General features: G+C 65.3%; 11 protein-coding genes. 4 read left to right on the top strand and 7 right to left on the bottom strand.

Annotated elements, in window-relative coordinates; all coding sequences use genetic code 11:
• On the bottom strand, positions 1 to 193 hold a 193-nt coding region (locus VFE28_15445), incomplete at its 3' end, for a hypothetical protein (protein HZM17394.1).
• Between the two features lie 121 nt (positions 194 to 314).
• Here VFE28_15445 and VFE28_15440 point away from each other — a divergent pair.
• The gene (locus VFE28_15440; GenBank protein ID HZM17393.1) at positions 315 to 2,672 is read left to right on the top strand and encodes a sigma 54-interacting transcriptional regulator; all 2,358 of its coding nucleotides are present in this window, start codon (positions 315 to 317) and stop codon (positions 2,670 to 2,672) included.
• Between the two features lie 53 nt (positions 2,673 to 2,725).
• Here the strand turns inward: VFE28_15440 and VFE28_15435 are convergent, their stop codons facing one another.
• On the bottom strand, positions 2,726 to 4,204 hold the full coding sequence (locus tag VFE28_15435) for a metallophosphoesterase family protein (GenBank protein ID HZM17392.1): 1,479 nt from the start codon (positions 4,202 to 4,204) through the stop codon (positions 2,726 to 2,728).
• Between the two features lie 314 nt (positions 4,205 to 4,518).
• On the opposite strand from VFE28_15435, the gene VFE28_15430 reads away from it, so the two are divergent.
• Entirely contained in the window at positions 4,519 to 5,577 is a 1,059-nt protein-coding gene (locus tag VFE28_15430) for a GTPase (protein ID HZM17391.1), read from the top strand.
• A 652-nt stretch (positions 5,578 to 6,229) separates the two neighbouring features.
• Here VFE28_15430 and VFE28_15425 read toward each other — a convergent pair.
• The 5 genes from VFE28_15425 to VFE28_15405 form a co-directional block, all read right to left on the bottom strand.
• Positions 6,230 to 7,255, bottom strand: coding sequence for a zinc-binding dehydrogenase (locus tag VFE28_15425; protein HZM17390.1), 1,026 nt, complete (start codon positions 7,253 to 7,255; stop codon positions 6,230 to 6,232).
• Entirely contained in the window at positions 7,252 to 8,115 is an 864-nt protein-coding gene (locus VFE28_15420; GenBank protein HZM17389.1) for an amidohydrolase family protein, read from the bottom strand. The genes VFE28_15425 and VFE28_15420 overlap by 4 nt, the downstream gene beginning before the upstream one ends.
• Positions 8,116 to 8,117: 2 nt before the next feature.
• Positions 8,118 to 9,599, bottom strand: a complete 1,482-nt coding sequence (locus VFE28_15415; protein HZM17388.1) for an aldehyde dehydrogenase family protein — start codon at positions 9,597 to 9,599, stop codon at positions 8,118 to 8,120.
• Between the two features lie 85 nt (positions 9,600 to 9,684).
• A complete protein-coding gene (locus VFE28_15410; GenBank protein HZM17387.1) occupies positions 9,685 to 10,482 on the bottom strand; it encodes an enoyl-CoA hydratase/isomerase family protein in 798 nt (265 codons plus the stop codon).
• A gap of 120 nt (positions 10,483 to 10,602) precedes the next feature.
• Positions 10,603 to 11,466 (bottom strand): 3-hydroxyacyl-CoA dehydrogenase NAD-binding domain-containing protein, encoded by an 864-nt coding sequence (locus tag VFE28_15405; protein HZM17386.1) that lies wholly within the window; start codon positions 11,464 to 11,466, stop codon positions 10,603 to 10,605.
• Positions 11,467 to 12,085: 619 nt separating this feature from the next.
• On the opposite strand from VFE28_15405, the gene VFE28_15400 reads away from it, so the two are divergent.
• On the top strand, positions 12,086 to 12,484 hold the full coding sequence (locus VFE28_15400) for a hypothetical protein (protein ID HZM17385.1): 399 nt from the start codon (positions 12,086 to 12,088) through the stop codon (positions 12,482 to 12,484).
• A 118-nt stretch (positions 12,485 to 12,602) separates the two neighbouring features.
• Positions 12,603 to 13,501, top strand: an 899-nt coding sequence (locus tag VFE28_15395; protein ID HZM17384.1) for an acyl-CoA dehydrogenase family protein, incomplete at its 3' end; no start/stop codon positions are given.

Raw genomic sequence — 13,501 nt, 5'->3', positions numbered from 1 at the left:
ACGGCTTTTCTGGCTCGTCTTCCTGGTCTTCCTGCTGCTCGGCCTCGTGGCTAGCGAGGGACAGGCCGTCCGTCCCACTCGGGAGATCGTCGACCCCAGCCAAGTGGGCAGCCCCGGCGACGACGACCTGCCGGACAAGTCGGGCGAGTCTCCTCGCCCCGGACTCGTCATAGCTCCAGAAGGAAACAGGCATGCCGTAAGCCTCCAGCACATGCAAGTACGCAGAACCTCTTGGAGTTCGCGCTTCGTTCCTGATTGGATCCTGAGACTCTGCAGACAACTGATGCAACGCGAATAGGACAAGCAAACTCGCCATGGCCCAAACGCGCATCAGACCAAGGAACACAGAGCAACTGGAAGCTCTGGCCAAGCGTGTTTGGCGTTGCATTCAGGAGGAACGAGTAAATCACGCCCTCAAGGCTCTTGAGCTCGCTTTATCGTTTGATCTGGGGTCCCGCGACGCCTTCAGATTTCGCGCTCTTCAAGCCGAATTGTATCTCGTGTCTCGAAAGTTTACTGGCTTGAGCGACGTCATTCAAACGTTGCGCGGGCTCGCCGTATCGGCCGATGAACATGCGTTCATCGCGATGATTGAGGCGCAGAGCGCTGTCTTGGCAGGTAAGACACAGAAGGCTGTGCATAGCCTCGCTCCTGTGATTCGCCGCTTCGACGTGTACGACGAGCGACGTGCTCGGGCATTCCGGATCTTTGGTCTTGCCTGTTATCGACGGGGTCACTACACCTGGGCGAGGGCGTTCCTAAGGAGAGCAGAGGCGTTCTATCGCCTGAACCGACAAGTCCCAGAACTCATCTACTGCTTGAACAGTATTTCGCTAGTGGCCAGGAGCGAGGGTAACATAGGCCTCGCGCTTGCCAACCTTGAGGAAGCTGCTCGCCTTCTCCCCGGAAAGGGAATGAACAGGTCAAGGATGCGTTTATTGGTCAATCGCGGGATTTGCCTTCTCAAGATGGGCAGGCTGAGCGAGGCGAGGTCGCTCTTCCAGATGGCCCGCAGCATGGCGTCGGAAGTTGCGGAGCCCGTCTATGTTACCGCCATCTGCAACAATCTTGGCCATGTGTACAGACTCGAGGGCAATCATGCCGTCGCGCGTGAATTCCATGAACAAGCACTCGCGCTGGCCAGGTCGTGTAATTCCCATCGTCAAGTCTGTGTGTCCTTGGAATTCCTGGGCGAGACGTGTGCGGATGAAGGTGGGCTTGTGCAGGCGCTGACGCTCTTGAACGAAGCGCACGAACACACCAAGCGCTTAGCAGGACATGGAGATGTCATGATGGAGATCCTGCGCCGCCGTGGCGAGGTGCATGTGATGCTCGGTAACACGAAGGCGGGAGCCGACGACTTGGAGCGAGCGATCCAGTTGTGCGGGTCCAGGGGTGAAAAGCGCGAGTCTCTTCTGGCGCGACGGGCGTACTGGTTCCTCAAGGCTGCGGACGTGCAGGATTTGTCGACGCGCATGCACGCCATTCTGGAGGATCTGGAGCAGCTCGAGGATCGGTTCGAGTATGCCCGAACGGTCTATTTGATTCTCAAGGACGGTCGTCTGGATCCCGAGGGCCTGCCCTGGCTGGGGGATGCGACTGTCGCGGCGACCCACTACTTCACAGCCCTTGGCAGCAAGATATGGAAGTCGCGTTTGCAAGAAGTGTCAGGTCCGCGGCGCCGAATCACAGGCCTGCGGGGAGGGGAGAATTCCCTTCAAGAGCATCGTGTTGCTTCGCGTAGCCCACGATTTGCGGCCGCTCTCGATGCTGTGCGCGTAGCAGCACGCAGTCCACTGCCTGCTCTCATCGTGGGGGAGACGGGGGTAGGGAAGGAGGTCATCGCCCAGCTCTTGCATCGCGCGAGCCCGCGAGCTGCTGGCACGCTCACAGCCATCAACTGTGGTGCTTTACCGGAGAACCTTGTCGAGAGCGAGTTGTTCGGTTATGCCCAAGGTGCCTATACGGGCGCTGCGAAGGAGAAACCCGGCTTGTTCGAAGCCGCACACAACGGCACCGTGCTTCTCGACGAGGTCGGAGACCTTCCACCTTTGGCGCAGGTGAAGCTTTTGCGATTTCTCGATACCGGAGAGGTGCGCCGAGTCGGCGAGCTGCGCACGAGGCGCTGTGATGTGCGGGTCCTCGCCTCGACGAACCGTGACCTTGACGTTTTGGTGCGGGAAAGGCGGTTCCGCGTCGACCTCCTGTTTCGGCTGGCGGCCTTCCGGATCGTCGTCCCACCTCTTCGAGAACGCGCCGAGGACATTCTCGATCTGGCGTGTGTTTTTCTGCGAGAAGCGGCCCAAAGTGGGTCTCCGCCGACCGTTTCCGCAGAGCTAGAGGGTTGGATGCTTGGTTATGAATGGCCGGGCAACGTTCGGGAACTACGGAATCTTTGCGGTTACTTGCATGCAAGATCTTGGGGGCGCGATGTAATCCAGCTATCGGACTTGCCACCAGAGCATCAACGGGCTCTCGCCACGAATGCGGAAAGCGAACTCTCACGGTTCGAGCGCGACCTCATCGAATTCGAACGCGCACGGCTCGTCAAGGCGCTGAAGGAGTCGCGGGGCAACATCTCCGTTGCCGCGAGGCTCTTGGGCATGGGCCGAAACACGGTCTCTCAGCGGATGCGGAAGTTCGGTCTGCAACGCTCCGCCTTCGAGGTCTGAGAGCAACGGTTCGTCTCTACGCTAGTTAAATGTTCTAGTGTTCCGAGAGTGCCCTACCGCAGCAACGTCATCTTCACAGTGCGCTCCACGTGTCCCGCCTTGAGTCTCGCGATGTATGTACCGGAGGGCAGGAGCTCGCCACGCTGATCGAGGCCGTTCCATGGCACCCGATGCATACCAGGACCGTACACCTGATGGGCGAGGCTCGTGATCCAACGCCCATCGGCGCGGTACACGTCGAGGTTGACGAGGGACTCCACGGGGATCTCGAAAGTGATGGTCGTGGAGGGGTTGAAGGGGTTCGGTACGTTGTGGAGCAAACTCGGGCGCGGCGCCATCGAGGCGACGTCCGAGGTGGTGCTTTCCTTCACGATGCTGATGCCATCCAGCACCTGGCCGGTGATGCTGTCGATGGCGAAGATGATGAGGGCGTCGTTCAGGACGTGCACCATCGTGAAGAGAATCCGCTCGTCGAGGAAGAAGGCGTTGATCCCGCAAAAAACCGTGGGCGAATTCATCTCGATTTTGCCGCCAGCCCCGCTCACGATATAGATCACCCCGCGGGGCTTGACGTAGTATGGGTCCATCGCCATGTCGATGGGAGCACCGTTGTGGATGGGGTAGAGACGCTCGTAGGTGTGCGCGTGGCCGGTGAAGACGACGTCCACCTTGAACTCGTCGAGAATCGGCATGAGCGACTGCGCCAGATCGGGTTCGTGTCCCTTGTACGTGCAGGTAAGCATGGGGTGGTGGAAGAAGACGAAGGTCCACTGCACACCCCGGTGAGCTTCCAGGTCCTGCCTCAGCCAGGCGAGCTGCGCGGGCTTGTCGTGCAGGATGCCGTTCTTGGAATCGAGAGCGATAAAGTGGGCGTTGCCGTAGTCGAAGGAGTAGTAATGCTCGTTGTTCGGCAGCGCCCACTCGCGAACGAAGTTGGTCTCCGGGTTTCGCATCCAGTCGTGATTGCCGAGCGCCGGCCAGACGCACATGTTGCCCAGGACCCCGCGCCAGGGCGTCATCAAATTGGCGTTGTAGTCCGCGGCATCACCGTCGGGGTAGACGATGTCCCCGGCCAGGAGGCCGAAGGTGGGCCGCGGGTACTGGGAGAGGATCATTGCCGCGGTCTCGTCCTGGTGCCCCGTGGTGGCGTTGTTCTCACCGATATCGGCGGTGACGAAGAAGCTGAAGGTGCCCGTGCTCCGTCCGTGGTCGGTGCTGAAAAAGAAGGGTGGTGCACCGGGCAGGGATTCGCCAACAAGCCGGTAGTTGTACGTTGCTCCCGGGAAGAGGCCGGTCAGGGTGACCTCGTGGTTCGACGTCGCTTGGCTCTCGGTGAAGGAATGATCGTAGCTCGTACCTTCACCGTATTCGATGGTCTGCGCCGCTTGGTTCGTCGTCCGCCACATGATCGTGACGCTCGTCCGGCCGAGCTTCTGCACGTAGGGGTAGCGGGTGACCGTCGCCGTGACCAAGGCAGGTTGGGCGCAGAGCAGGAGGAAAATGGGGAGTCGAGCCGGCCAAGAGTGCCGCATGTCGAGCCTCCCGATGGCAGAACCTTCTAGCGCGCGAGCCGAAGTCGCGCGGGCGCGGAGATCCAACGAAACCTTGGTCGGATGCTGGTGAACAGAATAGCTCACCATCTGATGCGTAGCAACCGCGCAAGGCTCTGCAAGGCTTTAAGGTAAGGGTATGGTAAAGCGGCGTCGTCGAATCGTCGGAATGTGGACGGCGACCCTCTCGGGCCTGGGTAGCGCTGCCGATGCGTAGGAAAATTGCGTAGAATTGCCCAAGGACCAATGAGCCGACGGTGGTGGAACGCTCGCCGTCCGCCTTCAAAGGAGCCCCGGTGCCCGCGAATCTGACCCCGCAGTATCTCGAAGCCGAGCAGCGCTTCAAGCAGGCGACTTCACCCGCCGACAAGATGAAAGCCCTGCGACACATGATGTCGGTGATCCCGAAGCACAAGGGCACGGAGAAGATCCGCGCCGAGCTGCGACGGAAGTTGTCACGTCTGCAGGACGAGGTCGAAAACGAGAGCCGTCGGAAGGGCGGCGGGCGCAGCAGCCCCGGGCATATCCCGCACGAGGGCGCGGGACAGGTGGTGCTCGTCGGGCCGGCAAACGCGGGGAAATCGAGTTTGCTCGCGGCGCTGACTGCTGCTCATCCGAAGATCGCGCCGTATCCGTTCACGACGATCGAGCCCCAAGCAGGCATGATGGCATTCGAGGATGTTCATGTGCAGCTGGTGGACACGCCCGCCGTGAGTGCCGAGTTCATGGAGGCCTGGTTCCCGGAGATGGTACGGCGCGCGGACCGCGTCCTCCTCGTCGCCGACTTGGGGAGCGACGCGCTTCTCGAGGATGTGGAGACCGTGGTCCGGCGCCTGGTGGAAAAGCGGGCGCTACTCGTACCGCTGTCCGTGGACGCGGAGAGCGACGAAGAGGAGGGAGCGACCACAGCCGCCGCGGAGGAAGGGGACGAAGAGCACGAGCGCCTCGAGACCCTCGTCGCCGCCAATCAGTGCGACCAGCCTGGGGCCGAGGAGAGACTGGAGCTGCTCCGAGAGATGCTTCCAGGTCTCCTCGGGGCGGAGATCCCTGCCTCGGCGCTGCACGTCGTCTCCGCCACGACGGGGACCGGGCTCGAGACGCTGCGTCGAACCCTCTTCGACTCGCTCCGTGTCGTCCGCGTGTACACGAAGACCCCAGGGCACAAGCCGGATTTGGAGAAACCCTTCGTCGTCCCCCGCGGCTCTAATGTGATGGACCTCGCCGAGGTTATCCATCGCGACATCGCCGCCAACCTCAAGTTTGCCCGCATCTGGGGCAGCAGCCGCTTCGATGGTCAGACGGTGCAGCGCGACCACGTGCTCCAAGACCGTGACGTGATCGAGATTCATTCCTAATTCGTAGAAGGCTCAGGTCTTCGCCGTTCATTCGTTCGGCACGGTCGATGCTCGTGCCCAGCGATCGTGAACTTCGTTCACAGCATTTGTCGCCCCCGTTGACAGTCCCACGCCTCCCAACCCTCGTATCTCGAGTTATTTGAATCCATGTCCATTCGGCACGCTTCTTTCCTTAAGGAGGCCGGGGATGTGACCCATGAGCGCTCGATGTTCTCCAAGGGCTCCGGTGGGAGGCGGATGACCGCTCACTGTTCTCCAAGGGCTCAAGTGGTAGGCAACGAGAGGCGTCGTGACCGCTCACTGTTCTCCAAGGTGGCGGAAGGTTCGGTGGGCCGGTGGGCGAGACACTGAGACCTCTCACCGTTCTCCAAAGGCTCAGATGGTGGGCGGTAGGAGGCGGTCGTGACCTCTCACCGTTCTCCAAAGGCTCAGGTGGTGGGCGGTAGGAGGCGGTCGTGACCTCTCACTGTTCTCCAAGGGCTCCGGTTGTAGGCGGTGGGAGGTGTCGTGACCTCTCCCTGTTCTCCAAGGGCTCCGGTTGTAGGCGGTGGGAGGTGTTTGTGACCGCTCACTGTTCTCCAAAGGCTCAGATGGTGGGCGGTAGGAGGCGGTCGTGACCTCTCACCGTTCTCCTAGAGAGTGGGGGAGGGAGCTAGTGGACCCGCAGCACGATCTTGCCGACGACCTGGCGGCGTTCGAGGAGATCGTGGGCCTGGGCGACATCTGATAGGGGAAGGACGCGGTCCACGATGGGGCGGAGCACGCCGTGCTCCACGAGCCCGAGGATACGGGCGAGTTCGGCCTTGCTGCCCATGGTCGAGCCCAGGAAGGAGAGGTTCTTGAAGAAGAGGAAGCGCAGGTTGGTCGGGACCTCGTAGCCCGAGGTCGAGCCGCAGACGACGAGTCGGCCACCGCGGGCGAGGCTGCGCACGTTGCGCTCCCAGGTGTCGGCGCCCACGTGGTCGAGGATGACGTCGACGCCGCGCTTCGCCGTGAGGTCCCGGATGGCTTCGGCGAAATCGCGTTCGCGATAGAGAACGACGTGCTCGGCGCCGAGGGCGCGGACACGCTCCGCCTTCTCCGGGCTGCCCACCGTGGTGATGACGCGGGCGCCGAGGAGGCGGACGATTTGGATCGCGGCGCTACCGACGCCGCTCGCCCCGGCATGGACGAGCACGTCCTCGCCCGGTTGGATCCGGGCGCGGGAGGCCGCCATGTGCCAGGCGGTGAGGAAGACGAGGGGGAAGGCCGCCGCCACCTCGAAGTCGAGCGTCGTGGGAAGGACGTTGACCCTAGGGACGACGATGAACTCGGCCTGCGTGCCATGCCGGTGCTCGCCGAGGATGCCGAAACTGCGGCAGAGGTTGTCGTCGCCAGCCAGGCACTGGGCACAATGACCGCAGGCGATGCCTGGCTGCAGAAGGACGCGCGTGCCGAGAGCTAGGTCGGTGACGCCTGGGCCGACCTCGGCCACCACGCCGGCGCCGTCGCAGCCGGGGATGAGTGGCAAGGGATAGCGGACCCCAGGGATACCGCGCCGCACCCACAGGTCCAGATGATTGATGCTGGCCGCGTGCAGCTCCACCAGCACCTCGCCGGGACCAGGCTCGGGGCGGGGCAGGTCGCGGAGCTGGAGGGCATCTGGGCCACCGTGAGCCGAGATGAGAATCGCTTTCATCGTGCCTCCAGCCGGAAGAAGGCGCGGGCATTGTCGCGGAGGATGCGCCGCTTGCTTTCCTCGGTGAGCGGCAGCGACCAGAAAACCTCGGCGTTACGTCGCGGCGACGGTACGCCGGGGGCGGGCCAGTCGGTGCCCCAGAGCACCTTGGCGGCGACGCTCTCCAGCTTGGGGAAGTACTCGAGGAGGGCCCGCGGCGGGATGCCGCTCAGGTCCATCCATATGTTCGCATGCCGGCGGAGGAGGAAGAAGCAGGTGTCCATGTAGAGCGGCCGACCGCCGTGGGCGAGGACGATGCGGAGGGAAGGGAAGTCGACGGCGACGTCGTCGAGGGGCATCGGGTCGGCGTAGCGATTGCGCGCCCCGGGGAAGATCGACGTCCCGGTGTGGACGAGGAGCGGCAGGTCAAGGGCGGCGGCGGCAGCGTAGATACGGCGCTGCGACTCGAGGCCATCCAGGTATTCGTTGGCGCGGACGAGTTGGTGCGGCGGGTGCAGCTTGAGCATGCGGATACCCGCCGCAGCGAGCCGCTCGGCGTCGCCCTCCGGGTCCCGGCTCGTGCGCGGGTGCACCGATCCCACGGCGATCAGGCGGTCCTCGTGGCCGCGGACGTAGCGCACGATCCAGGCGTTCGCTTCCTCCGTGAAGCCCATGACCTCGGGGCTCACGTAGTTGACGAGCACCGCGGTCTCGATGCCCTCGTCGTCGAGGAAGCGGAGGAGGCGCCCGGGGTCGCGGGCCATCGCGAGGATGGTCTCGGCGTCGGGGCGCCCGTGCCAGAGCCGCTCGTGCACCGCTGGGTGCAGCATGTGCCAGGGCTGCAGGTGCAGGTGCGCATCGAAGACCGGCGGGAGGGTCAAGGTCACTCCTTGAGATCCACCCACACGGTCTTGAGTTGCGTGTACGACTCGAGCGCAGCCACACCGGACTCGCGGCCGAAGCCGCTCGCCTTGTAGCCGCCGTAGGGCGCCGCGGTGTCGAACATGTTGTAGGTGTTGACCCAGATGGTGCCGGCCTTGAGGGCTCTGGCGAGGCTGTGCGCCTTCTTCACGTCCCGCGTCCAGACGCCCGCGGCGAGACCGTAGGGCGTGGCGTTCGCCTGGGTGACGAGGTCGTCCATGGAGTCGAAGCGCTGCGCCGCGAGCACGGGGCCGAAGATCTCTTCGCGGGCGATGGTCATCTCGGAGTGCACGCCGCCGAAGATGGTGGGCTGGAAGTAGTAGCCGTCGCGGTTCGGGACGTCCGAGCGCGCGCCGCCAAGCAGGAGCGCCGCACCCTCCTTCTTGCCCGTTTCCACGTAGCGCTGCACCGTTTCGAGATGGTGCGCCGAGGCCAGGGGACCGAGACGCGTCTGTGGATCGGCGGGGTCGCCGGGGACGAGCTTGGCACTCCGTTGCACGAGCTTTTCCATGAAGGCGTCGTAGATGCCGGACTCGACGAAGAGCCGCGAGCCCGCGGTGCACACCTCGCCGGCGTTGTAGAAGATGCCGAGCATGGCGAACTTGGAGGCCTGCTCCAGGTCGGCGTCGGCGAGCACGATGTGCGGCGACTTGCCGCCGAGCTCGAGGGTCAGCTTCTTGAGCGTCCCGGCCGCCTGGCGCATGAGCTGTTGTCCGACCTCGGTGGAACCGGTGAAGGCGAGGCCGCTGACACCGGGGTGCTCCACGATGGCCGCGCCGGCCACCGAGCCGCGGCCGGGGATCGTGTTCCATGTCCCGGGCGGGAACCCCACTTCCTGAGCGAGCTCGGCGAGGCGAAGCGCCGAAAGCGGCGTCTCGCTGGCGGGCTTGTGCAGGATGGCGTTCCCCGCTGCGAGGGCGACGGCGAGTTTGCGCGCCGCGAGCAGCATCGGGAAGTTCCATGGGGTGATGAGCCCCATGACGCCGACGGGCTCGCGCAGGGTGTAACAGAGGAAGGGACCGCGGACAGGGACCGTGGCGCCTTCGATCTTGGTGGCGAGCCCGGCGTAATAATGGAAGCAGTCGGCGGTGAGCGGCACATCGATGAGGCGCGCTTCGGCGATGGGCTTGCCGGTGTCGGCGCTCTCGAGGGCCGCCAGATCTTCCAAGTTCTCCAGGATGCGGTCGCCGAGCTTCCACAGCAGCTTGCCCCGCTCGCTCGCCGCCATGCGGCCCCACTTGCCCGCGAGGGCCTCGCGCGCGGCCTGCACCGCCGCGTCCACGTCCTTTGCGTCCGCCTCGGCCACCTCGCAGAGGGGTTTGCCCGAGGCCGGGTTGATGGTGGCGAAGCGCCGTCCCGAGCCTGCGGGACGCCAGGCGCCGCCGATGTGTAGGTCGAGCGGCGGCAATCGCAGCGGTGCGGTCGTGCGCGTCTCGGTGCTCACAGTGTTTCCCTTCTCATGGTCCTGCTCGGGGGTGGATCCATGTCCGGCTCAGCGTTCGATCCATTCGCCCCGGCACGGGTTGACGTCAGCGCCCCGTGAAGCGCGGGGTGCGCTTGTCGTTGTAGGCCCGTATGCCCTCGCCGGCATCCTCGCTCTGAAAAAGTTGTTGCTGCAGCTCGCGCTCGAGGGCGAGGCCCTGCTCGAAACCCACCTCGAGCCCGGTGTGCACGGCGCGTTTGATGGCCCCGACGGCGCGCGCCGCCTTCGCCGGTGGCACGAACTGCCGGGCGTATTCGAGCACCTGCGCGTCGAACTCTTCGGCCGCGAAAACATGATGCACGAGGCCGATTTCTTCGGCCGCTTCGAAGGTGAGCAGCCGGCCGCTCACCATGAGCTCCAGGGCCTGTGCCTTGCCGAGCAGGCGGGCTAGGCGCTGCGTGCCCCCGGTCCCCGGCAGGACGCCGAGGCCTACTTCGGGCAGGCCGACCTTGCCGGCGCCGCGCCGGGCCAGACGGATGTCCGCCGCCAGCGCCACCTCGAGCCCGCCACCCACGCAGTGGCCGTTGAGCGCAGCGATGACCAGCTTCGGCGTCTGCTCCAGCCGGTTGAGCGTCTCGTTCGCGTGCAAGCAGAAGTAGTATTTGTACTGCGGCGTCACCCGCTGCAGCATGCCGATGTCGGCGCCGGCGCAGAAGAACTTCTCACCGCTGCCGCGCAACACGAGGACGTGCACCTGCTCGTCGAAGCGCGCGCGCAGCACGGCATCGTCCAGCTCGCGCATCATCTCGTAGCTATAGCAATTGGCCGGCGGCTCCCGCAGCTCCAGGAAGGCGATGCCGTCCTGCACCCGATAGCCGACGCGCCGGGGGCTCTCGTCGCTCATGCAGCGCTCCCGCGTGCAGAGTGGATCACGCGCCCCAAGTTAGCAGATCGATGGGCTGGCAGTCACTGCCGTGCCGGGCGGTCGCGTGGGGCATGCGCGCGCGTGGGGACCTGTGCGGCGTCAATCCTGCCCGCTGCCGTAATCGTAGACGCCGCGACCCGTCTTGCGGCCCAGGCGGCCGCCTTTGACGTACTGCACCAGGAGCGGCGAGGGACGGAAGCGGTCGCCGAGAGTGCGGTGCAGGTATTCCAGGATCGACAGTCGCGTGTCCAGGCCCACCAGGTCCACCAGCTCGAAAGGCCCCATCGGATGGTTGAGGCCTAGCTTGAGGGCTTTGTCGATGTCCTTGGCGGTGGCCACGCCCTCCTCCAGCATCCGGAAGGCCTCGTTGCCGATGAGAGCGTTGATGCGGCTGGTGACGAAACCGGGCGACTCGCGCACCACCACCGTTTCCTTGCCCAGGCGCTGGCCGACTTGCTCGGCCGTGGCCACGGTGTCGGCGCTCGTCTCCAGGCCCCGCACGATTTCGAGCAGGCGCATCCTCGGGACGGGGTTGAAGAAGTGCATGCCCACCACGAGGGGGCCCCTCTGGGTGACGGCGGCCATCTCGGTGATCGAGAGCGACGAGGTGTTGGAGGCGAGAATCGTCTCCGGCGCGCACAGGCGATCGAGCTCCTCCAGGACCTCGAGCTTGAGATGGATGTGCTCCGGCACGGCCTCGATGACGATGTGCGCGCCGTGGGTGGCTTCACCGAGCACGGTCGTCGTGGTCAACTTCGCGAGCGCCTGCTGCGCTTCGGCTTCGGCGACGCCACCGCGTTGCACCGACCGCGCCACGGACGCACGGATGTCCGCCAGCGCCGCTTGCAACTGCCCGGCATCGATGTCCTGCAGCACCGTCTTGTAACCGCCGAGTGCCGCGACCTGGGCGATACCTCGTCCCATGATCCCGGCGCCCACGACGGCGAGTCGATCTGCCCCCATGTCGATCGTGCCTCCTCGTCGGGTGCAGGCGTGCAGCCCCTCGAGTGGAGGAGGCAATCCTACACCAGTCGCGGGTTTCCGGGAGAAAGGGAGGCGTTGGAAGGGTGGGCAACACCGGTTCGACGGGTGCGCAGGCTTTGCCGGAGCGCGCGGAAAGTCGGGTTGCGAGGGTGCAAACGCGTAGTGCCGACACGAACGCTTGGCCCGAAGGCGGTCGGATCGCGCGGAAACGCTGGTGGCTGGCTGCGGCAAGTGCTGCCGGGTGCGACCGGCCGGGCAGAACATCAGGCAGCGCAACCCCTTCTCACCGTACAAAAAACCAACACCCGAGTATCGATGGACCTGAGGGGCCGGCGGAATCGCAGGATTGCGAGGCGGAGCAGTGGTGCCGGGCCGGTCCCTCTTCCCTGGAACGTGCATTGCACGACCATGGGGAAGACTCCAGGCGCCGACTGGCGCGGCCGGGCATCCGGGGGCCGCGACGGCTCGTAGCCGCGGCCGGGTGAGGGTCGTAGCCACGGCCGGGTGAGCGTCGTGGCCGCGGCCGGGTGGGGCCGGTTCGGAGCGGGTCCGGGGACGTCGCCTGTCGAGTCCCCTCTTTCCACGCCGGAGGCCGGCAATGCGGAAGTTCATCGTCATCGGCCTGATCATCGTTGCGGCAGTCGTCCTCGGTCGCTGGCATTCCACGCGGGAGACGATCTCGGGCTGGAAGGCGTCGCTCGATGGCGGCGTCTCCACCGTCACTGGCGAGGCCACCGTCCAGCGCGGCCAGAAAACGGCGCAAGTGCTCCTCCGCGGCCGCGTCCAGCGCGCCGTGCGCGAGTACCGCGCGCTGAAAGGCGAACAGCCGACATCGCTGGCGGACCTGGTGCGCGAGAACCTGCTGCAGCGCGAGGATCTCGCCGACCCATGGGGTCGCAGCCTCACGCTCGAGCCCTCCGGGACGGGGCTCCGCCTGCGCTGTGCCGGCCCGGACGGCATGTACAACACCGCCGACGATTGGACCCTCGACGTCTGACGCCCGCGCGACGCCGAGACCGGCGCGCTTGACCCCCTTGGGAGCGCCTCCTACTCTGCCACCAGCGGCACGGTGCGCCCGAGAAGAGCGGCGCCAGGGATGCGGCGGAGGAGCGGACATGCCCGATTTCAGTCTCAGCGACGAACAGAAGCAACTACGCGATCTGGCGCACGATTTCGCCGCCCAGGAGATCCAGCCCAGGGCGGCGGAGTACGACCAGAGCGGCGAGTTCCCCTTGCCGATCCTGCGCCAGGCCTGGGAGCTCGGCCTCATGAACACGCACGTGCCGCCGGAGTACGGCGGTCTGGGTCTGGGGGTGCTGGAAGGCTGCTTGCTGGCCGAGGAGACCGGTTGGGGCTGCACCGGCATCGCCACCGCCATGGAAGCGAACGGCCTCGCCGAAGCACCGGTGATCGTGGCGGGGTCGGAGGAGCAGAAGCGGCAGTGGCTCGCCCCCATGGTGGCGGAGTTCAAGCTCGCCTCCTACTGCGTGAGCGAACCCGATGCGGGCAGCGACGTGGCCGGGATCAAGACGCTGGCGCGCAAGAGCGGCGACCACTATGTGCTGAACGGCGAGAAGATGTGGATCACCGGCGCCAACTTCGCGGATTGGTACTTCGTCCTCGCCTACACCGACCCGGCGAAGAAGCATCGCGGCATGTCGGCTTTCGTGGTGCCGCGGCAGACGCCAGGCATCCAGGTGGGGAAGAAGGAGAAGAACCTGGGCCAGCACGCGAGCGACACCCGCGGGGTCAGCTTCAACGACGTCGCCGTGCCCGCTGCCAACCGCCTGGGCCAGGAGGGCGACGGTTTTCGCATCGCCATGGCCGCCTTCGACCACACGCGCCCGGTGGTCTCGGCAGCAGCCGTGGGCCTGGCGCGCCGCGCCATGGAACATGCGGTGAAGTACGCCAAGGAGCGCCATGCCTTCGGCGTTCCCATCGCCAAGCACCAGGCCATCGCCTTCATGATCGCCGACATGGCGAAGGACATCGAAGCGGCGCGCCTGCTCGTCTG

The sequence above is a fragment of the Candidatus Krumholzibacteriia bacterium genome (assembly GCA_035649275.1).
GTDB lineage: Bacteria > Krumholzibacteriota > Krumholzibacteriia.
Note: the sequence above shows the minus strand (reverse complement) of the source record. Positions and strands in the feature narration are given on the sequence as shown.

Excerpts from the sequence above, each read along its gene's own strand:
- VFE28_15440 (HZM17393.1), top strand. The coding sequence starts at position 315 with ATGGCCCAAACGCGCATCAGACCAAGGAACACAGAGCAACTGGAAGCT.
- VFE28_15435 (HZM17392.1), bottom strand. The coding sequence starts at position 4,204 with ATGCGGCACTCTTGGCCGGCTCGACTCCCCATTTTCCTCCTGCTCTGC.
- VFE28_15400 (HZM17385.1), top strand. The coding sequence starts at position 12,086 with ATGCGGAAGTTCATCGTCATCGGCCTGATCATCGTTGCGGCAGTCGTC.
- VFE28_15410 (HZM17387.1), bottom strand. The coding sequence starts at position 10,482 with ATGAGCGACGAGAGCCCCCGGCGCGTCGGCTATCGGGTGCAGGACGGC.
- VFE28_15425 (HZM17390.1), bottom strand. The coding sequence starts at position 7,255 with ATGAAAGCGATTCTCATCTCGGCTCACGGTGGCCCAGATGCCCTCCAG.
- VFE28_15405 (HZM17386.1), bottom strand. The coding sequence starts at position 11,466 with ATGGGGGCAGATCGACTCGCCGTCGTGGGCGCCGGGATCATGGGACGA.